This window comes from Anaeromyxobacter sp. SG17 (genome assembly GCF_022690695.1).
Taxonomy (GTDB): Bacteria; Myxococcota; Myxococcia; order Myxococcales; family Anaeromyxobacteraceae; genus Anaeromyxobacter; species Anaeromyxobacter soli.
Map to the genome: position 1 here is coordinate 17,112 of NZ_JALCYX010000014.1, position 21,706 is coordinate 38,817.

17 protein-coding genes are annotated in these 21,706 nt (G+C 74.8%); 5 read left to right on the forward strand and 12 right to left on the reverse strand.

Features of this window, described 5'->3' with window-relative positions; translation table 11 throughout:
- Window positions 1-45 precede the first annotated feature (45 nt).
- The 6 genes from purL to MNY60_RS07970 all read right to left on the reverse strand — a co-directional run bounded on the left by purL (window position 46) and on the right by MNY60_RS07970 (window position 9,073).
- Window positions 46-2,349, reverse strand: a complete 2,304-nt coding sequence (purL, locus tag MNY60_RS07945; protein WP_242360326.1) for a phosphoribosylformylglycinamidine synthase subunit PurL — start codon at window positions 2,347-2,349, stop codon at window positions 46-48.
- Window positions 2,350-2,501: 152 nt separating this feature from the next.
- Window positions 2,502-3,125 carry a GIN domain-containing protein gene (locus tag MNY60_RS24200; protein WP_242360327.1) on the reverse strand — a complete coding sequence of 208 codons (624 nt, stop codon included), beginning with the start codon at window positions 3,123-3,125 and terminating at the stop codon, window positions 2,502-2,504.
- Between the two features lie 452 nt (window positions 3,126-3,577).
- Window positions 3,578-4,576, reverse strand: coding sequence for an MBL fold metallo-hydrolase (locus MNY60_RS07955; RefSeq protein WP_242360328.1), 999 nt, complete (start codon window positions 4,574-4,576; stop codon window positions 3,578-3,580).
- A gap of 119 nt (window positions 4,577-4,695) precedes the next feature.
- Window positions 4,696-5,496 carry a ribonuclease H-like domain-containing protein gene (locus tag MNY60_RS07960; RefSeq protein ID WP_242360329.1) on the reverse strand — a complete coding sequence of 267 codons (801 nt, stop codon included), beginning with the start codon at window positions 5,494-5,496 and terminating at the stop codon, window positions 4,696-4,698.
- A 93-nt stretch (window positions 5,497-5,589) separates the two neighbouring features.
- Window positions 5,590-7,110 carry a PAS domain-containing sensor histidine kinase gene (locus MNY60_RS07965; RefSeq protein WP_242360330.1) on the reverse strand — a complete coding sequence of 507 codons (1,521 nt, stop codon included), beginning with the start codon at window positions 7,108-7,110 and terminating at the stop codon, window positions 5,590-5,592.
- Window positions 7,111-7,195: 85 nt separating this feature from the next.
- Complete coding sequence (locus tag MNY60_RS07970; protein WP_242360331.1) at window positions 7,196-9,073, reverse strand: AAA domain-containing protein; 1,878 nt, start codon at window positions 9,071-9,073, stop codon at window positions 7,196-7,198.
- A 22-nt stretch (window positions 9,074-9,095) separates the two neighbouring features.
- Here MNY60_RS07970 and MNY60_RS07975 point away from each other — a divergent pair, with 22 nt between their 5' ends.
- Together MNY60_RS07975 and MNY60_RS07980 are read left to right on the forward strand one after the other, a co-directional pair.
- The gene (locus MNY60_RS07975; protein WP_242337017.1) at window positions 9,096-9,467 is read left to right on the forward strand and encodes an ArsC/Spx/MgsR family protein; all 372 of its coding nucleotides are present in this window, start codon (window positions 9,096-9,098) and stop codon (window positions 9,465-9,467) included.
- Window positions 9,468-9,678: 211 nt separating this feature from the next.
- Window positions 9,679-12,039: an ATP-binding protein gene (locus MNY60_RS07980; RefSeq protein WP_242360332.1), complete on the forward strand. Its 2,361-nt coding sequence runs from the start codon at window positions 9,679-9,681 to the stop codon at window positions 12,037-12,039.
- 10 nt (window positions 12,040-12,049) lie between these two features.
- Here MNY60_RS07980 and MNY60_RS07985 read toward each other — a convergent pair whose 3' ends face one another.
- Window positions 12,050-12,859, reverse strand: a complete 810-nt coding sequence (locus MNY60_RS07985; protein WP_242360333.1) for a phosphatase PAP2 family protein — start codon at window positions 12,857-12,859, stop codon at window positions 12,050-12,052.
- 29 nt (window positions 12,860-12,888) lie between these two features.
- On the opposite strand from MNY60_RS07985, the gene MNY60_RS07990 reads away from it, so the two are divergent.
- On the forward strand, window positions 12,889-13,233 hold the full coding sequence (locus MNY60_RS07990) for a Smr/MutS family protein (protein WP_242360334.1): 345 nt from the start codon (window positions 12,889-12,891) through the stop codon (window positions 13,231-13,233).
- Here MNY60_RS07990 and MNY60_RS24205 read toward each other — a convergent pair whose 3' ends face one another.
- A complete protein-coding gene (locus tag MNY60_RS24205; RefSeq protein WP_242360335.1) occupies window positions 13,234-14,442 on the reverse strand; it encodes a DHHA1 domain-containing protein in 1,209 nt (402 codons plus the stop codon). It lies immediately after the preceding gene.
- A 57-nt stretch (window positions 14,443-14,499) separates the two neighbouring features.
- Here MNY60_RS24205 and MNY60_RS08000 point away from each other — a divergent pair, with 57 nt between their 5' ends.
- Both MNY60_RS08000 and MNY60_RS08005 read left to right on the forward strand, forming a co-directional pair.
- Window positions 14,500-14,904 carry an HPF/RaiA family ribosome-associated protein gene (locus MNY60_RS08000; RefSeq protein ID WP_242360336.1) on the forward strand — a complete coding sequence of 135 codons (405 nt, stop codon included), beginning with the start codon at window positions 14,500-14,502 and terminating at the stop codon, window positions 14,902-14,904.
- Between the two features lie 388 nt (window positions 14,905-15,292).
- The gene (locus tag MNY60_RS08005) at window positions 15,293-16,693 is read left to right on the forward strand and encodes a CotH kinase family protein (RefSeq protein WP_242360337.1); all 1,401 of its coding nucleotides are present in this window, start codon (window positions 15,293-15,295) and stop codon (window positions 16,691-16,693) included.
- A gap of 21 nt (window positions 16,694-16,714) precedes the next feature.
- Here the strand turns inward: MNY60_RS08005 and MNY60_RS08010 are convergent, their stop codons facing one another.
- From MNY60_RS08010 to MNY60_RS08025, 4 genes are read right to left on the reverse strand one after another with little or no spacing between them, the layout of a single operon-like run.
- Window positions 16,715-18,637: a response regulator gene (locus MNY60_RS08010; RefSeq protein WP_242360338.1), complete on the reverse strand. Its 1,923-nt coding sequence runs from the start codon at window positions 18,635-18,637 to the stop codon at window positions 16,715-16,717.
- Entirely contained in the window at window positions 18,612-20,573 is a 1,962-nt protein-coding gene (locus MNY60_RS08015) for an Ig-like domain-containing protein (protein WP_242360339.1), read from the reverse strand. Before MNY60_RS08015 ends, MNY60_RS08010 begins: the two co-directional genes overlap by 26 nt.
- Entirely contained in the window at window positions 20,551-20,970 is a 420-nt protein-coding gene (locus tag MNY60_RS08020) for a hypothetical protein (RefSeq protein ID WP_242360340.1), read from the reverse strand. The genes MNY60_RS08015 and MNY60_RS08020 overlap by 23 nt, the downstream gene beginning before the upstream one ends.
- Window positions 20,967-21,698: a sensor histidine kinase gene (locus MNY60_RS08025; RefSeq protein ID WP_242360341.1), complete on the reverse strand. Its 732-nt coding sequence runs from the start codon at window positions 21,696-21,698 to the stop codon at window positions 20,967-20,969. Before MNY60_RS08025 ends, MNY60_RS08020 begins: the two co-directional genes overlap by 4 nt.
- Window positions 21,699-21,706 lie beyond the last annotated feature (8 nt).

The following is a 21,706-nucleotide window of genomic DNA, read 5'->3' on the forward strand; positions in this document are numbered from 1 at the left end:
CCCGACCCCGCGCCCCGGGGTGCAAGCGCGGACTGATCACCGTCTCTAGCTCAACGGCTCCTGCGGCTCGCGCGCGACGAGCGAGGCGGCGGCGTGGCCCACGTCGCGCCGGAGCACGGCGGGGATGCCGTCGCGCCAGGCTTTGGCGAGCTCGGCGACGGGCACCGAGAGCGCCCCCTGGATCTCGAGCGTGTCGCCGCCCACCGCGCCGAGCCGGATGACCGGCGCGCCGCACTCCTGGGCGAGCGCCACGAAGCGGGCCGCGCTCTCCTTCGGCATCGACACGAGGATGCGGCTCGCGTCCTCGCCGAACAGGACGAAGTCCTTCCGCGCGGGGAACGGCACGCGCACCGCCGCGCCGATCCAGGGCGTCGTCTCGGCGCCGGCGGGCACGCCCTGCATCATGCAGCACTCGGCGAGCGCGACGGCCAGGCCGCCGTCGGAGCAGTCGTGCGCGGACGAGAGCAGCCCCTCGCGGACGGCGCGGCGCACCGTCTCCTGCACCGCCTTCTCCCTCGCGAGGTCGAGCGCGGGCGGGCGGCCCGCCTCCCTGCCGTGCTCGGCGGCGAGGTACTCGGAGCCGCCCACCTCGCCCTGCAGCGTGCCGACGAGCGCGATGACGTCGCCGGCGTTCTTGAACGCGCTCGAGCAGGTCCTCTCGACGTCGGGGACGAGGCCGACCATGCCGATGGTGGGCGTGGGCAGGATCCCCTGGCCCTCGGTCTCGTTGTAGAGCGAGACGTTGCCGGACACGACGGGCGTCCCGAGCGCGCGGCAGGCGTCGCCGATGCCCCGCACGCACTCCGCGAACTGCCACATGATCTCCGGCTTCTCGGGGTTGCCGAAGTTGAGGCAGTCGGTGATGGCGATGGGCTCGCCGCCGACGCAGGCGATGTTGCGGGCGCACTCGGCGACCGCGTGCGCTGCGCCGAGGTGTGGGTCGAGGAAGCAGTAGCGGCCGTTCGCGCCGACCGAGATGGCGACGGCCTTCTTCGCGTGGCGCGCGTCGCCCGTGGCGATCCGCACCACCGCCGCGTCTCCGCCCGGCCGCACCGCGCCGACGAGCCGGACCATGTGGTCGTACTGCTGGTAGACCCACTCCTTGGACGCGATGGTGGGACGGGCGAGGAGGCGGAGCAGCGTGGCGCCGAGGTCGGCGGGCTCGGGGAGCGTCGAGAGGTCGAAGGCGTGCAGATCGGGGAGCGCCGGGTGCGGCTTCATCGGGCGCTGGTACTTCGGCGCGCCCTCGGTGAGCGGGTCCACCGGCAGATCGGCGACGAGCTTCCCCTGCCAGTGCGCGCGCCAGCGGCCGGTGTCGGTCACCCGCCCGACCACGGCGACGTCGAGGTCCCACTTGGTGCAGATGCGGCGGACCACGTCCTCCTTGCCCTCGGCCGCGACGAGGAGCATTCGCTCCTGGGACTCGGAGAGGAGGATCTCGTACGGCGTCATGCCCTCCTCGCGGAGCGGCACCTGGTCGAGGAAGAGGTCGAGGCCGTTGCCGGCGCGGCCGGCCATCTCGACGGACGAGGAGGTGAAGCCGGCGGCGCCCATGTCCTGGATGCCGACCACCGCGTCCGTCTGGAAGAGCTCGAGGCACGCCTCGAGCAGCAGCTTCTCCATGAACGGGTCGCCCACCTGCACCGTCGGGCGCTTCTCCTCGGTGGAGGCGTCGAACTCGGCGGAGGCCATGGTCGCGCCGTGGATGCCGTCGCGGCCGGTCTTGGCGCCGATGTACATGACGGGGTTGCCGACGCCCGCCGCGGTGCCGAGGAAGATCTTGTCGGCCGGGAGGATGCCCAGCGTGAACGCGTTCACGAGGCAGTTCCCGTTGTAGCTCGGGTGGAACATCACCTCGCCCGCCACCGTCGGCACGCCCATGCAGTTGCCGTAGCCGCCGATGCCGGCGACGACGCCCTCGAGGAGGTAGGCGGTCTTCGGGTGGCTGGGATCGCCGAAGCGCAGCGAGTTCGCCGAGGCGATGGGGCGGGCGCCCATGGTGAAGACGTCGCGGAGGATGCCGCCCACGCCGGTCGCCGCGCCCTGGTACGGCTCGATGTAGCTCGGGTGGTTGTGGCTCTCCATCTTGAACGCGGCGGCGAGCCCGTCGCCGAGGTCCACCACGCCCGCGTTCTCGCCGGGGCCCTGGAGCACGCGCGGCCCGGAGGTGGGGAACGTCTTGAGGTGCACCCGCGAGGACTTGTACGAGCAGTGCTCGCTCCACATCACCGAGAACACGCCGAGCTCGGTCAGGTTCGGCTCGCGGCCGAGGTGGCGCTTCACCTCGTCGTACTCGGCCTGCGTGAGCCCGTGCTGGGCGACCACTTCCGGCGTGATCTTCTCGGTCATGAGGCGGCGGATTCTAGACGGCGGTCCATGATTCCGAAACCGTCAAGGAGCGAGGCGTGCCCGCTTCGTGACGGGAGGCGCCCGGGCGCGCCCCGCGGGCGCCCGCCCGGACGGCAGCCGGAGGAGGCGTCGCCAGGATCGGTAGGCGGGCCTCAGGGGGCGGCGGGGGGGCAGCTCACGGTCGCGCCGTCCGTGGCCGTGACCTCGCAGACGCCGCCGCCGACGTTCTCGAGCGCGGCCCCGCCGCTCAGCGTGCCCGTCACCCGCTCGTCCACGTGCAGCTCCGCGCGGGCGCCGCCGCCGAGCTCGACCGAGGCGTCGGTGACGCGGTACTCGCGCGCGTCGAGGTGGGCGCCGCCGCCCTGGCCGCCGGCGAGCCGGACCGAGAGCGCGGCGCCGCCCGCTCCGCTCAGGCGCATGTCCGCGCCGTCGTCGGCGTCCACCGCGAAGGCGTCGGTCGCGGCGCCGCTCACCGTGGCGTAGCAGGAGTCGGTCGCGGCGAGGAAGCGAAACACCGGCACCGAGACCACCACGCGCATCGGGTGGGTGGAGTCGAAGGACGACAGCGTGGAGCGGACCTCGAGCACCTGGCCGTGCACCGGGTCCGTCTTCACCGAGGTCGAGATGTGCTGCAGCAGGTTCTCGTCGCCGCTCACCGCCACGCGCTGGGGAGTGACGCCGGCCGTCACCTCCGCCTGGATCCCATCCTCGACGCGGAGACCCTCGAACCCGCCGACCTGGCGCGTCTCCTCGCGGAGGACGCCGTTGCCTTTCACGTAGGGGTCGCAGCCGAGGAGGACCGCGACGAGCGCCGGCAGGAGGGCGGCAGCACGGCGGGCATGCGGGCGGCGAGCGGGTGTCGCGCCCCGACGACGGCGCGCCCCCACGGCACGCCCCGGGGCGGCGCTCGAGGCGCGCGCGGAGGAAGTGGACCGCGGGATCCCGAGGAGATGCGCGCCAGCGTTCACGATCGACGCTCCCCGGCGGCTCCCGTCGCGCGGGAGCGTGCCGTCTCTCAGGATAGCTGCAACATGCTCGCCGGAGAATTCCTCCTCTGCCCGTCCCCGCGAGAAGCCTCCGGGACGGGCGCACGGCGCGGCGCGAGGTGGGAGCGCGTGGGGAAGCCGATGACGCCGAAAGGAGGCGCGCGGCGGTGGGGCAGGAGCGTCGCGCCGAAGGATCCGCGCGCGGTGCAAGGGATACGCCCCGAGGCGACGGCGAGCGCGGCTCAGCGGGGCGTCGCGGGCTCGCGCACGGCGAGCGGGCGCGCGACCTCCAGCGTCTCGCCCACCGCGAGCACGCGCACCCGCTCCGGCGGGAGGCCTCTCCGGACGCGCTCCGCCTCGACGCGCCGCGGCGGCTCGTCGAGCGGCTCGTCGGCGAGCTTGAAGGTGCCCCAGTGCATCGCGACGAAGGCGCGGGCGCCGAGGTCCTCGAAGGCCTGGAGCGCCTGCTCGGGGTCCATGTGCTGCCGGAGCATGAACCAGCCCGGGTCGTAGGCGCCGATCGGGAGGAGGGCCGCGTCGATGCCCGGGAAGCGCTCGCCGATCTCCCGGAACCCCGCGAAGTACGCGCTGTCGCCCGAGTGGTACACGGTCGCGGTGCTGCCCTCGACGACGAAGCCGCCCCACAGCGTCGCGTTGGTGTCGAGCGGCCCGCGCCGGCTCCAGTGGTGTGCGGGGACGAAGGTGACCCGCACGGCACCGACCCGCGTCGAGCGCCACCAGCCGAGCTCGGTCGCGGGGAGACCGCGCGCCTCGAGCCAGCGCGCGAGCCCGAGGCCGGCGACGACGGGCGCCCCGACCGAGCGCAGCGTGGGGAGATCGAGGTGGTCGTAGTGGTTGTGCGTGACGAGCTGCGCGTCGATGGGGGGGAGGTCCTCGAGCGGCACGCCGGGCGGGACGTTCCGGACGATGCCCCCGAAGATCGCGGGCCGGAGCGCCGGATCGACGAGGAGCGACACGCCGTCGAGCTGGACGAGGAAGCTCGCGTGGCCGAGCCAGGTGAGCCGTGCGGGCTCGCCCTCCGCGGGCGGGCGGGCGAGACGCGCGCGATCGGCCGCGACGGTGAGGACGGAGCCCCGCTCCGGGGCGCGCCTCCGCTTGCCGGTGAGCCGGTCCCAGACTGCCCAGCGCAGGACGGTCGCGAGCCCGACGGGGCGCGAGCCGTCGAGGTTCACGAACCGTCCTGCTCGATCGTGCGGCTGCTCGAAGGCGGAGATGGGCATGGCGACTACATAGCAGCGGACGCGAGCGGGCGACGGCGCTCGAGCCACCTCCTGGGTCCTCGCGCCCGCGCCCCGGGCCCTCGCCTGCCAGCGGCCGGCGGCTCGGGCGAGCGGCGCCGCTACAGGGCGAGCAGGAGCTTCGTCATGTCGTAGCGGTGATCGCCGCGCTCGCAGACGGGCACCGGCGAGGCGGGGAGGCGCAGCCGCTCGATCATCCGGTTGTAGCCCAGGTCCATGAGCGTCCGGAGGTTCACCGCGTCGTGCAGGTTGTACTCGACCAAGGTGCGGAGCGCGGCCGCGTCGCCGCGGAGGTGCAGGCGCCACAGCCGGATGGCGTCGCGACCGTCCAGGCCGTCGAGGCTCGCGGCGCGCCCGACGCCCGTCTCCTTCTCGAGGAGCTTCAGGCCGCCCTTGTGGCCGAGCCGCGCCCAGAGATGGCGGAGGTCCACGTGCGCGCGCGGCGGGCGCCAGCCGGGGAAGGCGCTCCGCAGGATGGGAACGTCGAAGGAGAGGCCGTTGAACGTGACGAGGAGCTTCCACTCCGCCGTCGCGTCGGGGAAGTCGTCGAGATCGCGGCCCGCCAGGAACACGCGCGGGCCGTGGCGATCGAGGATGCCGACGGCGGTGACGGCCTCGCCGTCCGTCTCGATGTCGAGGAACGCCGCGTCGGCGGCGAACGCGGCGTAGAGCCGCCAGCGCTCTGCGCGCGGGAGCATCGCCGCGAGGGTCTCCGCGTCGCCGCGCGCGAGCGCGTCGCGCGCGAGGGCGAGCGCGTCGCGCAGCCGCGCGTCGGTGCGGGCGGAGAGGGCGACGGCGGGCGGCGCGGGGAACTCGTCCCAGGTGCGCACGCCCTTCGTCCAGAGCTTCGACTCGAGCCAGGGGCCGATGCCGGGGGCGAGCCGGAAGGTGCTGCGGATCAAGCGGTTCGGTCCGTGCGAGGGGTTCGGGTGAGGGCCCTCCGCGCCGCAGCGGGCGGGACGCGGAGGCGGGCGAGCTTACGCGCGGAGGCGAGGTCAGTGCAAAGCGGCCGCGGCCGGGAGGACCACGCGGAAGGTGCTGCCCTGGCCGAGCTGGCTCGACACGTCGACGCGGCCCCCGTGGGCCTGCACGAGGAGGCGGGTGATGTAGAGCCCGAGCCCGAGCCCCTCCGGCTGGCGAGCCCCGCGCGCCCGGAAGAAGCGCTCGAACACGTGAGGGACGTCCTCCGGCGCGATCCCGACGCCCCGGTCCGTCACCACGATCGCGACGCCCTCCGGATCCGCCGCGACCTCCAGGGTGACTTCCCCCTGCGGCGGCGAGTACTTGAGGGCGTTCGTGAGGAGGTTCAGGACGATGCGCTCGAGCCGCTGCGGATCGGCCTGCGCGCGCGGGACGTCCGGGTGGACGACGAGCTTCACGCGGTCCGTGTCGAGGGCGCCGCGGAAGCGTTCGAGGAGCTCCGGCACGAGCTCCGCGAGGTCCACGGGCTCGAGGGAAAGGTGCAGCTGCCGGTCCTCGAGCAGGGTCGCCTCGACGAGGTCCTGGATCATGCTGCTCATCCGCTCGCAGCTCTTCAGGATCGCGTTCGTCCGCGCCTCGACCCTCGGGGCGTCCTCGGGGTGCCGGCGGAGCAGGTGGGCCTGGTTGAAGATCGCGTTCAGCGGCGTCCGCAGGTCGTGCGAGATCATCCGCACGAGGTCGTCGCGCGCCTGCTCCATCTCGTGCAGCGCGGTCTCGTCGGAGAAGGTGAGCACCGCGCCGACGATCGAGAGGTCGGGGCCGCGCACGGGGGCGGCGCTCGCGAGGACCCAGACCGACTCACCGCGGTACTCGACGCGCAGGTGCAGGCTGCGGACGGTCTCCCCCCGCAGCGCGCGGGCGACGGGCGTCTCCTCGAGGCGCATGAGCCGGCCGTCGGGGGTGTAGACGCGGAGCGCGCCGAACCGCTCAGCGAGATCCGGGGAGGCCTCGTCGGGCGCGTAGCCGAGCCTCCTCGTCGCCGTCTCGTTCATGCGGACGATCTCGCCGTCGCGGTCGTAGAGGATGAGGCCGTCCGCGATCGCGTTCACGGCCGCGTCGAGCTCCCCGGCGCGACGGAGCGCGGCCTCCGCCGCCTGCTCCGCGGCGAGCCGCGCCTCCCACGCCTCGGAGGTCTCCCAGGCCGAGAGGAGGAGCGCGAGGCCCCGGCGCCACGGGACGCGCTTCACCTGCACCGAGAAGCGCCGCGAGACCCCCGCGAACGGCACCACGTAGTCGTCCACGCACAGGGCGGCGCCGGTCGCGAGCACGTTGTGGAGCGCCGGCACGACGACGGGATCGCCCGTAGGCCAGACGTCCGCGAAGCGCTGCCCGACGGGATCGACGTCGGGCCGCGTGAGCGCGCGGCACGCCACGTTCACGTGATCGACGACGAGCTCCGGGCCGACGAGCAGCATGAGCGCGACGGGCGACGCGTCGAACACCGCCTCGAGCATCGAGACGCTGATCCCGTTCCGGAGGATGTCCCCCAGCGCGGGGACGAGCCGACGCCCCGAGTCCTCGCCCGTCGTCCCCATCGTTCCGTGGCCCCCGCCGAAACCGAACCTATGGCGGCGGGTCGAGCTTGACGCGGCCCCCTGCGGAGTGCGGCGGAGCGCGCAGTTACGGCAATTCCTGCGCGCGCTCCCAGGCGCTGCGCCACGCGCCGCTCGCCTCGGCGTGCGACAGGAACCGCGCGTAGAACGGGTGGCGCGCAACCGTCGCGCCGTCGCCGACCACGACGAGCTTCACGCGCGCTCGAGTGAGCGCCACGTTCATGCGACGCACGTCCGCGAGAAAGCCGACCTCACCGGTCTCGTTCGCCCGCACGAGGGAGACCACGACCGCGTCCTTCTCTCGCCCCTGGAAGCCGTCCACCGTGTCGACCTCGAGCCCGCGATCCAGGTGCGCGGCGAGGAGCTGACGGAGGCGCTGCACCTGCGCGTCGTACGGCGAGATCACCGCCACCTCCGCGGGGTCGAGCCCCCGCGCGAGCAGCGCCTCCACCTCGGCGGCGACGAGCGCCGCCTCGCCCGCGTTCTGCTTCGAGTCGGAGCCTTCCGGCGTCTCCTCCTCGAAGCCGCGACCTGACGTGTCCACGACCTCGAGCGGCGCTCCGTCGATCGCGCGCTCGGCGACGGCGGGGTGCGCGCGCAGGGCCCCACCGTAGAGCGCCTCCGAGGGGAACGCCATGATGCGTGCGTTCATCCGGTGCTGCTCGGCCAGCGTGACCTTGACGGCGTCGCCGTGCACAGCGACAAGCCGCTCGAACAGCGACACGCCGAGCCCGCCCGCCTGCGCCGCCGCGGAGAGCACCGTGGGCGGGAGCTGGAGGTGATCGCCCGCGAGCACCGCCCGCTCGGCGCGGAGGAGGGCGAGGTACAGGGCGGGTTCCACCGCCTGTGTGGCCTCGTCCGCGACCGCGAGGGTGAACCTTCGGCGGGCCAGCGCGGGGGCGTCGAGGCCGGTGAGCGTCGCGAGCACCACGTCGGCGCGATCGAGCACCTCGGCCTCGGCGCGGGCTTCGAGGGCGCGCGCCTCGGCGAACAGGGCGCGCGCGTCGCGCTCCTTCTCGCGCGAGGCGCTGTAGCGGCCGGGGCCGCGCTGCTGGCGCCGCTTCGCCGCCGAGCGCCTGAGCGCGATGGCTTCCTCCACGAGGCCCTTCGCGATGCGCGCGGCCTCGTGGGCCTCCGCCTGCGCCTCCAGCGTGTGGGCGAGCACGGCGGGGAGCACGCGCGCCGGGTGGCCGACCCGCACGCACGCGAGCCCGGCGGCCGCGAGCCGCTCGACGAGATTGTCGACCGCGAGGTTGGAGGGTGCGGTGGCGAGCACCTTCTCGCCCCGCGCCACGGCCCGCCGGATGACCTCGACGAGCACGGTCGTCTTGCCCGTCCCGGGCGGACCGTGCACGAGGGCCAGGTCGACCGCCCGGTCCGCGAGGTCGAGCGCCGCCGCCTGCTCCGCGTTGAGCGGGCCCGGCAGGTCGGGCCCCCGCGCCGCTCGCTCGAATCGCGGGGGCGTTCCCGAGAGCACGCCGTGCCAGCGCCGCCCGGCGGGATCATCCCGGAGGCGCGCGAGGCCGCCGGCGAGCCGCTCCCACGTCACCGGAGAGGGCTCGAGCTCGAGCACCACGCGCCCATCCGTCGCCCAGTCGGGCGGGGGCTCGTCGAACGCCACCGAAAGGGACGCGCGGGTCCGGCGCGCCACCACCCCGCGCGGCGCGTCGGGCCGCTCCTCGCGCCGCAGCGTGACGGACACGAGGCTGCCGACTCCGACGCGCGCGCCGCCGAGCGGGCGCCCCCCCGGGCGGGCGTAGGTGACGAGCGCTCGCCCGGCGAGCGCCGCCTCCTCGATCGCCTCGACGTCCGCGAGGGCGAGCCCGCGCGCCTCCCGTTCCGCGAGGCCGAGGCGGCGGCGGGCGTCGTCGAGGCGGGCGCGCTCCTCCTCGCGCTCGGCAGCGAGGAGGGAGGACAGGTGGTCGAGGTGGTGCGCGAGATCCAAGGCTCTCCTATTATCCGCCGCGATGCCCGCCGACTGCGTCCTCTGGTTCGACGCGCGCTGCTCCACGAGCCGGCGCGCCCTGGAGCTCCTGCGGGAACGGGGCGTCGAGCCCGAGCTCCGCCGCTTCCTCGAGGAGCCGCCCACGGTCGAGGAGATAGGCGCGCTGCTCCGGCTGCTAGGGGCACCCCCTCACGCGCTCGCCCGTACGGACGCCGACGAGTACCAGGCGCTCCGCCTCTCGGAGCGCACGCCGGCCGAAGAGCTCATCCGCGCCCTCGCCCAGCACCCGCGGATCCTCGACCGCCCCATCGTCGTGTCCGGTGAACGCGCCGTGGTGGCGAGGCCGCCGGAGCGGGTCGGGGAGCTCTTTCCCCTCGCCCCCCACGGGGGGTGAATTCGCAACGGGGCTCAACGCACCCGGGTCCGCCTACACCTGCGTGGAATGTCGGATGCGTCGCGGCGAAGCTAGCGGGAGTATTTGAGCATTTCGGCAGGCGTACACCGTCTCCGGCCCGCACCGTTCATGCATCCCAGCCGGGTCGGTGACCGACCCGCTACCCTCCAACGTCCGGCGTCTTCCGGTCGCACGCGCACCGGACCTGCTCATGGGCAACCCGGGGGCGCTGTTCGACGCGCTCTCCGCGGCCTCACCGGACGGTTTCCTCATCTCGTCCGCCGACGGACGGCTGCTCGCGGCGAACGAGCGGCTCTTCGAGCTGTGGGGGATTCCCGCGGGGGAGCGCGCCGAGATCCGCGACCTCGGTGACACGGTGCTGGCCCGCCAGGCGCTGCGACATGCGTTCGCGCGCCGCGCGGCGTCCGAGCTCGATTGCCTGAGCCTTCGCGATCCCACCGCGGCGTACACGGACGAGATCGTGCTCCGCGACGGGCGCGTCCTCGAGCGGCACGTCGCGCCGGCGCTCGGCCCGCACGGCGCGATGGAGGCCCGGGTCGTGGTCTTCCACGACATCACCCGGTGCAGGCGAGACGAGACCGAGCTGCGCGACCGCGTCGCTCAGGAGGCGGCGCTCGCGTCCCTGGGCGAGCTCGCCGTGAACGCCGAGAGCGTCACGGCGCTCCTGCACGTGGTCTGTGCCACGGCCGCGGAGCTCCTCGCGCTCGACGCGGCCGCGGTGGTCGAGGCGGGGCCGGCGGGCACGACGGTCCTCGCCGCCGCGGGGCTCGAGGGCGACGTCCGCCACGTGGCGCTCCCGGCGGCCGACCCGCGGGGCCGGCCGGGCGGCCACCTCGCTCCGCTCGGCTTCGTGGCGGCGCTCGAGGTGGCGCTGCCGGGACGGGACGGACCTGCGCGCGTGCTCGGCGCGTACGCGCGGGCCCCGCGGGCGTTCTCGCTCGAGCACGAGCGGTTCCTCGCCACCGCGGCGAGCGTCCTCGCGTCGGCGCTCGCCCGCTCCGACGCGGAGCAGGAGCTCCTCGCGCAGGAGCGCCAGCTCCGCGCCGTCTTCGACGGCGCGCGGGACCCGATGCTCATCGTGGACGAAGGCGGGGCGATCGTGGGCGCGAACGCCGCGAGCTGCGCCCTGCTCGGCGCGACCCGCGCGGCGCTCGCCGGGCGGTCGCTCGACGAGGTCGCGACGCCCACGGCGTCCCGGGCAGGCGGGTCGGGCTGGCGCGCGCTCCTCGCGGCCGGCGGCGACCGCGGCGAGGCGGAGCTCGAGGCCGGCGGGCGCCGCCGACAGGTCGAGGTCACCGTCACGCCGGGGATCCTCCCCGGACGCGCGCTCGTGGCCCTGCGCGACGTCACCGAGACCCGCCTGCTCCACACCCGGCTCGCGCTCGCGGATCGCCTCGCGTCGGTGGGGACGCTCGCGGCGGGCGTCGCGCACGAGCTCAACAACCCGCTCGCCTACGTGAGCGCGAACCTGGCCTTCCTCTCCGACCGGCTGGAGCGCGTCGGCCGCCTCCTCACCGGCGCGCCGCCGTCGCCGTCCGACGCGGAGCTCGCGCGCCAGCTCCAGGACGCGGTGAGCGAGGCGCGCGACGGCGCCCAGCGCATGCGCGTCATCGTCCGCGATCTGCGCACCTTCTCGCGCGGCGAGAACGACCGCTCCGGCCCGGTGGACCTCGCGCCGGTGATCGAGTCCTGCATCAACATGGCGCGAGCGGAGATCCGGCGGCGCGCGCGGCTCACCCGCGACCTCGCGCCCGTGCCACCCGTCCACGGCAACGCCGCCCGGCTCGGGCAGGTGTTCCTGAACCTGCTCGTCAACGCGGCGCAGGCCATCGCGGAGGGCGCGCCGGAGCGGAACGAGATCCGCGTCGTCACCCGGACGCGCCCCGATGGCCGGGTGGCCGTGGAGGTGCGCGACACGGGCTGCGGGATCGCCGCGGAGCACCTGCCGCGCGTGTTCGATCCGTTCTTCACGACGAAGCCCCCGGGCGTGGGCACCGGGCTCGGCCTCTCCATCTGCCACGGGATCGTGACCGGGCTCGGCGGCGCGCTCGAGGTGGAGAGCACGCCCGGCGCCGGCGCGATCTTCCGCGTCGTCCTCCCGAGCTCGCCCGCGCCTGCTGCTGCGGCGGCGGCGTCCGGGACGCCGGGGACGGCGCCGGGGGTCCGCCCGCGCGCGCGGATCCTGGTCGTCGACGACGAGCCGCTCGTCGCGACGGTGCTCCAGCGCACGCTGCAGCCCGATCACGAGGTGGTCGTGGCGGGGGCCGCGCGGCAGGCCCTCGCGCAGCTCGAGCGCGGCGAGCGCTTCGACGCGATCCTCTGCGACCTCCTCATGCCGGAGATGAGCGGGATGGACCTGCACCGCGCCCTCGTCGCGGCGCGCGATCCGCACGCCCGGCGCATGCTCTTCCTCACCGGCGGCGCGTTCACCGCGTCCGCCCGCGTCTTCCTCGACGCGTCGGGCGCCGACTGCCTCGAGAAACCGTTCGAGCTCGAGGCGCTCCGCGCCGCGATCGCGCGGCTCCTCGCCGGCGCAGCGGCTGCCTGCTGACGGGACGCGATCAGAACGCCACGCGCACGCCGAGCGGGAGCGGCACGAGGGTGACGCGCTCGGGCGTGCCGACCTCCGCGTCGCGCTCGCGCGGGTGCAGGAGGCGCGGGGCGGCGATGCCGATGGCGGTGCCGACGGCGGCGCCCGTGACGACGTCGGACAGGTAGTGCTTGTCCGCGGCGACCCGGAAGTAAGCGACGCCGCTCGCGAGGGCCATCCCCACGCCCCACACCCACGGCGCGCTCCGGTAGCCGCGCAGGCTCGACACCGTCCCCGCCGCGGCGGCGAAGGAGAACGCGAGCGAGCTGTGGCCGGAGTAGAACGAGAGCTGGTCGTCGGGATCGGGCTTCCGCACGGGCTCGGGGTAGTTCCCGTAGCGCACGAAGGGCCGCTCGCGGCCCACCGACAGCTTCACGATCTGGTTCACGTCCGCGGCGAGCGCCACCGCCTCCACCACGAACAGCGCGTCGAGGAGCGCGTCGCGCCGGGAGTCCGCCACGAGCGCGAACTGCGCGAGCGCCGCCGCGGGCACCACCCCGAACGCGAGCACGTCCGAGGCGGTGCGGGCCTGCTTGCCGTAGCCCCACACGAGCAGCTGCCGCGCCTCGCGGTCGAAGGCGGGCGGATCGCACCAGCGGCAGGTGGTGGGCGCGAGGTGCGACTTCGCGAGCTCCGTCCCGAACCAGACGACGCTCGCTCCGGCCGTGAGCGGGACGTCGAGGGCGAGGTCGTAGTGGAGCGCGTGGGGTGCGGCGCGAGCGGGGAGCGGCGCCGCGACGGCGGCGGCGAGCGCGAGGGCGGCGGCGCGGGCGGCGAGCATGCGCAGAGGCTATCATCGCCGGGATCCCCATGCCGCCCACGCCCGACGGCGGCGGACCGCCCGGCGATCCGCCCTTCGACGATCCGGTCCCGATCCCCCTCGAGGGGACGCTCGATCTGCACACGTTCCGGCCTTCCGAGGTCGGCGCGCTCGTCCCCGAATGGCTCGAGGCGTGCCGCGCGGCCGGGCTGCTCGAGCTCCGCATCGTTCACGGAAAGGGAACCGGCGCCCTCCGCCGCTCGGTCGAGGCCATCCTGGCGCGGCACCCGGCGGTCGCCGCCTTCCGCGCGGCCGACGAGGGCGCGGGGGGCTGGGGCGCGACGCTCGTGTCGCTCTCGCCGTCGCCTTCTCGCGCCGATCGCGGCGAGGAGTGATCAGCCCGAGCGGGCGGCGCCGAGCGCAGCCTCGGCCTCGGCGAGCGCCGCCTCGAGCCGGGACCCATCCGGCCCGCTCCCCTGCGCGAGGTCCGGGGCGCCGCCGCCCTTGCCGGAGAGCGCGGCCGCCGCAGCCCGGACGAGCTCCCCGAGGTGCGGGCCCTCGCCTCGGGGCCGCGCGAAGGCGAGGTGCGCGCGACCATCCTCGACGGCGCCGACGAGCGCCACGCGCCCCGACGCCGCGAGCGCCGCCGCCACGGCCTTCACGAACGCGGCGGCGCCCGGCGCGGGCGGGACCACCACGGCCCGCACCACGCCGCCGGCCTTCGCGGCGAGCCGCTCCGCCTCGACCGCGGCGAGCGCCAGCGTGAGCCGCTCCGCCTCCTTGCGCCGCGCCGCCCCGTCCTCGGCCGCGCGGGCCGCCACCGCCGGCAGCTCCGCCGGCGCGCAGCGGAGCGCGCGCGCCGCCTCGCCGAGCCGGCTCCGCGCCTGCGAGAGCGCGGCGACGACGCGCCCGCCGCAGACGAACTCGACGCGCGACCCGGCGCCCCACTTCTGCGAGCCGAGCACCGCGATCGCGCCGACCTCGCCCGTGCGCCGCGGGTGCGTCCCGCCGCACGGCGAGGCGTCCAGGATCTCCCCGCCGGCGGCAGGATCGGAGACGACGACGACTCGCGCACCCTTGGTCGGCGCCTTGCGCAGCGGCAGCGCTGCGAGCTCCTCCGCCGAGAGCTCCCTCGCCACCACCGGCAGGTCGCGGAAGACGAGGTCGTTCGCGGCCGCCTCCACCGCGCGCAGCGCGTCGTCGCCGAGCGCGGCGACGTCGAGGTCGATCGTGCAGGTGACCTCGCCGAGGTGAAACGAGAGCGTGCGCGCGCCGCGCGTCGCCTCGAAGGCCGCCGAGAGGAGGTGCTGACCGTGGTGCTGCTGGACGTGGTCGCGCCGGCGCGCGCCGTCCACGCGGCAGGCGACCGGGCCCGCGGGCGCCGGCCCGTCGAGGACGTGGAGGATCTCGCCGCCGTCGTCCTGCACGTCCACGACCGGCACGCCGCCGATCGTGCCGCGGTCGGCGGGCTGGCCGCCGCCCTCGGGGTAGAAGGCCGTGCGGTCGAGGAGGACGGCGGTGCGCCCCGAGTGCGGGCGGGTGGAGGTGACGGTCGCCTCGAACTCGAGGAGACCGCTGTCGGCGAGGTAGAGGCGCTCGGTCACGGAAGGAGTCTAACCGGGAGGGGCTCCGCGGAGCGGAACGGTGACCAGGGTATGGGCATGAAGCTCTCCATCCACGCGAACCGCATCTCGCTCCCGAAGGACGTCGCCGCCTTCATCGTGAAGCACGTCACGCGCCCGCTCGCGCGCGTGTACGACGACCAGGCCGCGGAGCTCTCCATCCACTTCTCCGATTCCCGTCCGAAGCAGGGCGGCGTGGACAAGACCTGCCGCCTCTCCTTCCGGATGCCCGGCGCGCGCACCCTCCACGTCGAGAGCGTGCAGGAGGATCTCTACAAGGCGCTCCTCGACGCCTCCGAGCGCCTGAAGCGGCACGTGAGGAAGCAGGTCGACCGGATGCGCGCGACCTCCCGCAAGCCGATGCACCGCCCGCTCGGGCGCACCTGGCGCGAGCGCTCCACGCGCGGCGGCGTCACGCCGGACGGCGATCCGGCGGCGCTCTGAAGCAGCTCTGAAGCGAGAGCGTCCTCTCCGCATCTCACCCGAATCCGCGTCGTTTGTCGCGGAGGGCACGCCGTCGTCGTCTTCGTCTGCTGTGCCCCTCGGGCGCCGATTTCGGCGAGGCCGTCCCGCTGAGGATACGGGCGCCGCTCGGCGGCAATTTGCGCAGAAGCTCAAACGCCCGAAAGAGCCACGGCGAACACGCCTGCGGAGCCCTGTTCGAGCAGGTGCGCATGTGCACGCTGCCATACACGGTGAGCGTGCACTTCGCGGGGATGACGACATGATGGAAGGGCCGCGCGCGTGGGGGGCAGCCGCGCTCGTCTTCGTGTGGACGCTCGCGGCGTGTGACGCGCTGCGAGAACCGGCGCAGCGTCCCTGCGGTTTGACCTTGACCGGGCCGGCCTGGGTGGTCGAGGGCGATCCCGTGCGCATCGCGATCGCCTGCGCCACGGGGCGCGAGCTCCCATCCGACCCCGCGATCGCGGGACTTCCGCCGGGCGCGGAGGTCGACGCCTCGGCCGGGGAGATCCGCTGGACGACCGGGCCCGCGGACGCGGGCGTCTACGAGATCGCCGCGAGCGTGCCCATCGAGCCCATTGAGAAGAAGTTCACGCTCGGCGTCGCGGACAGGTTCGACGCTTCCGGGAACACCCCGCCGGACCCCGCGCGCTATACGGAGGAGTACGGCCTTCCGGTGTTCCACCTGTCAGTGCCGGGGGTCATCTCGGATCTGGAGTACACGCCGGCGGTGCTCACGTACCGCGGGCACACCTTCGACGTGCAGGTGAAGTACCGCGGAAACAAGTCCCTGCTCTTTCCGAAGAAGAGCTTCACGATCGATTTCCCGAACGAGCTCTTCAGCGACCCCGTCCTCGGGTTCTTCGATCGCAAGAAGGTGCTGCTCGTCACGACCTTCGACGATCAGAGCTACCTCCGCGATCGCCTCGTGCTCGATCTCTGGAAGAAGCTAGGCGGCCCGATCTGGGTGCAAACCGCGAGCGCGGTGCTCTTCCTGAACGGCGAGTACTTCGGGCTGTACACGATGAGCGAGAAGATCGCCGGACAGGTGCTCTCGAGAGGGGGGCTCGACGGTGACGCGAACCTGTACATGGCGAAGCATCGCACCGCGAACTTCTACCCGTACGACTCCGCCGGGCTGCCGAAGACCACGTGGCACGACGGGTACACAAAGGAGGAGGGATTCCCCCTGGACGGCGAGCCCGGCGCCTACGACGACCTCGACGCGTTCGTCCGGTTCGTGGTCGAGTCCGACGACGCGACGTTCGCGGCGCTGCTTCCCGGGCTCATCGATGTCGACGAGTACCGCCAATGGTGGGCACTCGTGATGCTAACCCTTGCTATCGATTCAGCAAACCACAACAGCTTCCACTACCACGACCCAGCGGGAGGGCCTTGGCGCACGGCGGTGTGGGACTGCGCGCAGGCCCTGGGAGGAATCCTCCGGTTTCCGCCGAGCACGGCCACCGAGTTCACGCCCGACAACAACCTATTCCGGCGCCTCCTGCTCCCTCCCTTCGAGCAGGCGACGCGGGCGCGGCTCGGCGACCTCGTGCAGCAGGTCCCCGTCACTGACGTGCTCGCCATGATCGACGACTACACTCATCAGCACGACGAGGCCGCGCGGCGGGACCAGTTGCGCTGGAACGCCGAGCAGGTGGCGTACTTCAGCAGCGTGTACGGGCGGACGGGCTGGGGGTACGACGAGGAGATCGCCTACGTGCGGCAGTGGGTGCGTGATCGATGGGCATACCTGCAGTCGACGTACTGAGGATCGCGACGGGTCCCGCCGCTACGCGCTCGCCTTCGCCGGCCCGAGCAGCCGCCGCACGTGCCCGAGCAGCGCCTCGCTCGTGAACGGCTTCTGGATGAGCTCCACGTCGCCGTCGCGGAGCCGGTCCTCGACGAGCGCGTCCTCGGTGTGGCCGGTCATGAAGAGCACCTTCAGGCCCGGCTGCTCGCCCTGGAGCACCTCGGCGAGCTCCGCGCCGGTCATGCGCGGCATGACGAGATCGGCGAGGAGGAGATCCACCCGCGCGCCCCGGGCGCGGGCTGCCTCGAGCGCCTCGGCGCCGTTGCGACCCGCGACCACGTGATAGCCGCTGCCGACGAGGACGCGCCCGAGCAGGACGCGCAGCGCGTCCTCGTCCTCGGCGAGCACGACGGTCTCCCCGAGCCCGCGCGGCGCCGCCGCCGCGACCGGAGCGTGCGCGCGCCCGACCTGCTCCACGCCCACCGGCAGGAACACGGTGAACGTGGCGCCCCGGCCCGGCCGCGACTCGACGCGGATCGCACCGCCCGCCTGGCGCACGATGCCGTAGACGGTGGCGAGCCCGAGCCCGGTGCCGGTCTCCTTGGTGGTGAAGAACGGGTCGAAGATCCGCGAGCGGACCTCGTCGTTCATGCCGCAGCCGCCGTCCCTCACCGAGAGCGTCACGTAGCGTCCGGCCGGGATGGGGAGATCCCGCGGCGCCTCCGCGAGCTCGGCGTTCGCGGTCTCGATGACGAGCGGGCCGCCTTCGGGCATCGCGTCGCGCGCGTTCACGGCGAGGTTCAGGAGCACCTGGGCGAGCTGGTCCGCGTCCGCGAGCACGGGCCAGGGGGCGTCCTGGAGCCGCGTCGTGAGCTCGATCCGCTCGCCGATGGCGCGCGAGAGGAGGCGGCCGAGGTCCTGCACGACCTTGTTGAGGGAGAGGACCTCCGGGCGGAGCAGCTTCTTGCGCGAGAGCGTGAGGAGCTGCCGGGTCACCCCCGCCGCGCGGTGCGCCGCCTCGATGATCCCCTCCGCGCTCTCGCGCGAGCGCAGGTCTCCGGCGGGGAGATCGCGCATGAGCAGCTCGGAGTAGCCGAGGATCACGGCGAGCACGTTCGAGAAGTCGTGCGCGACGCCGCCCGCGAGCCGCCCCACCGCCTCCATCTTCTGCGCCTGGCGCAGGTTCTGCTCGAGCGCGCGGCGCTCCTCCTCCGCGCGCTCCCGCTCCGAGACGTCGCGGATCGAGAGCACCCGCAGCGCGCGGTCCTGGAGGGGAAGCTCACCGGCGGTGAGCTCGACCGGGAGCTCGGAGCCGTCGGCCCGGCGGTGGCGCGACGGGACCGAGCGCGCGCCGGGCGCGGGCAGCGCCGCCGGGTCGCCGCCCTCCGCCGCGAGCAGCTCCGAGAAGCGGCGGGCGCGCAGCGCGTCGCGCGCCTCGCCGTAGAGCCGCTCGGCGGCGGGGTTCGCGTCGTCGATCTGGCCGCTCGCGCTGTCCACGAGGAGGATCGCGTCGGAGGACGTCTCGAACACGCCGCGGTGGAGCGCCTCGCTCTGGACCAGCCGCACGAGGAGGTCGCGCTGCTCGCGCCGCATCCGGCCCTTGTCGATCGCGTTCTGCACCTTGAGGTTCAGCGCGTCGTAGTCGGAGACCGGCTTCGTCACGTAGTCGAAGGCGCCGATCTGGACGGCCGCGATGGCGGAGTCGATCGAGGCGTAGCCGGTGACGAGGATGACCTCCGCATCGGGCTTCGCCGCCTTGAGGCCGCGGGCGACGTCGAGCCCCGAGCCGTCGCCCAGGTTCTTGTCGATGATGGCGACGTCGATCTCGCGCGCCTCCCGGGCGATGGCGAGCGCCTCGCGCACGGAGCCGGCGAGCAGGAGCCGGCGGCCCTCGCCCTCCAGGAAGCGCCGGAAGACGTCCAGGATCACCGGCTCGTCATCGACGATCAGGATCGTCGCCATGCGACCTCTCCCGGCCGAGCCGGACTCCCACGGAGAACGTGAACGCCGGCAGGGCGCCGCGCCCCGCCGCGAGGAGCGCCGCCTCCACGAACGGCATGCCCCGCTGCTGCGGCCTGCCCAGGCCGAGCGAGAGCCTCCCGCCCGGCGCCGCCCCGGCGTCGCCCGGACGCGACGACTCGAGCACCAGGCCCGCGCTGCCGGCGACCCAGGCGGTGAGGCCGCCGAGCTCGCGCCGCGCGCTCACGCCGGCGAGGAGCCCGCCGGCGCTGGAGGTGATCTCGACCTCCTCGCCGTCGCCCGCGAGCTCGCGCCGGCGCCGCTGGCCCATCCACTCGGCCTCGAGGCGCAGGGACAGCAGGAGCCCGGCGGGCGCGCTCGCCAGGTCGCGCTCGAGCGCGAGGCCGACCCGGGGCCCGAGCGCGCCCCCGCGCCCCGCGGCGACGCCGGCGGCGAGGAGGAGCCCGTCGCGGCCGCGCGGCGGGACGAGCACGAGCGTCTTGCGAGAGCGCACGTCGCCTGCCGCGAACGCGAGGGAGTCCTCGCTGCGCGCCGCCACCATCGGCGGCAGGTAGCGCACGCGGTAGACGCCCTCGCCGGCCGGCGCGACCTCGAGGACCTTGCCTCGCGCGGCGGTGACGACGGGCGCCTGAGTCACCGGGTTCCCGTAGCGATCCTGCACGGTGGCGCGGAGCGTCGCCTCGCGAACCCCGTCGGCCACGATGACGCGTTCCTCGACCCGCGCGCTCGCCGGCGGCCCCGGCAAGAGCGGGAGGGCGCGCGAGCCGGAGAGCCCCTCCGCCTCGGCGCGAGCGGTGACGAGCACCTCGCGGCGGCTCCCGAACTTCTGCGGCACCTCGAGCCGCGCCTCGTGGACGCCGGGGGCGCGCTCCACCGGGCGGGAGATCGTTCCGCCCTCGGCCCCGAGGGTCACGGCGCCGCCCGGGGTGGGGTTCCCCGCCGCGTCGACCATGCGCGCGGTGACGACCACCTCCGCCGGCGCATCCCCGTCGGCCACGAACGCCTCGCGGTCGAAGGCGAGCGCCACCGCGGCGGCGCGCCCGGGCACGACCCCCACGCGGACGAGCGCCTTCGACGCGGGCGCCCCTGCGAGCCGCACCGCGAGCCGCTCCTCGCCGGCCGGGCCGGGCGGGAGCGTCCAGAGCACCTCGTACGCGCCGGCCTCGCGCGCCGACACCGACACCGAGCCGCGCGACGGCTCGACCACCGGCACGTCCCCTCGCCGCGCCGCGCCGTGCGGCGCGACGACGTACGCGACGACGCGCACCTGCTCCTGCCGGTCCGCCTGCACCGTGGCGCGGAGCGCGACGGCGTGGACGAGCGGCGTCTCCGGGACGTGCAGGTCGATGGGCCGGAAGCCGTGGTGCGCCTCGTGCACGCCGGGCGGCACGACGACCGGGATGACGGCGAGCCCGTCCTCGCCCACGATCCTGGGGCCGAAGGCGCGGTCGCCGATGCGCAGGGTGATGCTCTGGCCGGGACTCGCCCGTACCTTCGCGTCGCCCTGGCCGTAGAGCGGGAGCGCCATCCAGCCGTCGAGCGGGCCGGCGGCGCCGCGGGCGGTCGCGGCGATGATCGCGACCTGCGGGAAGCGCTCGGCGGGCGGACGGTAGCGCGCGGCGAACCCGCCGTTCGGGAGCCGGCGAACCCCCTCCACCCGCCCGGCGCTCGCGCTGAGGGTGAGCTCCTCGACCTCCGGCGGCGCCCAGATCCGAAGCTCCGCCGTGCCGTCCTGCCCGAGCACGAGGCGGGTCGGCCGGACGCTGAGCTTGAGCGCGCCGCCGCCGGCCGGGGCGCCTCCCTCGGCGGCGCGCGCACCAGGCGCCGCGCGCGCGGGTGCCGCCGTCGCGAGCAGCACGCTCGCGACCACCCACAGGAGGGCGTGCACCCCCGGCTCAGCGCGTCGCGGGAGGGCCATTCCAGTCGATCTCGACCGACTCGATCCCTTCCTCGGGTGGGCAGCGCGCCGCCTTCGGCTCGGCCCGCGCGCCCTTGCGGCCGTGCTTCTCGGTCGCGGAGGGCTCGCGGCTCGTCCTGCACCCGCGCGCAGCCTCCGCCCGCTGCGACGCGACCTTCGCGAGCACGCCGGCGGTGACCTCCTCCGGCGCGCCCTCCGGCGCGTGCCAGCGGGCGGGCGGCTCTTCCGGACGCGGTCCGCTCGGCGCGGAGGCCGTCGCAGCGGGGGCCGTCGCGGCGGGCTGCTCCGCCACGGCGGTCGCGGGCTCGACCGTCTCGGTGAGCCGCGCGACCCCCACCACCATGCCGGCGAGGGTCGCGCCGGCGGCGAAGCCCGCCATGACCCGGAGGGCGGTCACGGCGCACCTCCGCCGGCCGAGGCCGGCACCACCACGCAGAACTCGGTCACGGCCCAGGGCAAGCGGGCGGGATCCTCCTCAGGCACGAGGTACACCCGTCCGCCGTCCTGCGCCATCAGGCTACGCGCGATGTGGAGGCCGAGCCCCGTCCCCTTGCCCGGCGCCTTCGTGGTGAAGCGCGCCTCGAAGATGCGCGGGCGCGCCTCGGAGGGGACGCCGGCGCCTTCGTCGGAGACGCGGACCTCGACCGCGCTCGCGCCCTGCTCCAGCACGCGCACCTCGACACGCGCGCCCGGGGCGTCCTCGATCGCGTCGAGCGCGTTCGCGAGGAGGTTCGTCGCGGCGTGGACGAGGGCGGTGGGGCGACCGAAGCCCGCGAGCCGGCCGGGCCCGAGGGCGAGCGCGAAGCGCGGCCCGAGCGGCCGCACGCGGTGGGCGAGGAGCTCCACCGAGCGGCCCACCACCGGGCCGACCTCGAACGGCTCGGGCACTGACCCCTGCGGCCGCAGGAGCTCCTCGTACCCGCTCACGATCTCGGCGATGCGCGCGACCTGCCCGCGCAGCATCCGCCACTCCTCGACGGCCTCGAGCGAGCTCCCCAGGCTCCGCTCGAGCAGCGTCAGGGCGGCCTCCGCGCCCATGAGCGGCTGCTTGAGCTCGTGCAGGAGCCCGGGCGCGAAGAGCTCCGCGTCGAGGCCCACCACCACGTCGTCCGTCCCGCGTGGCATCGAGCTCC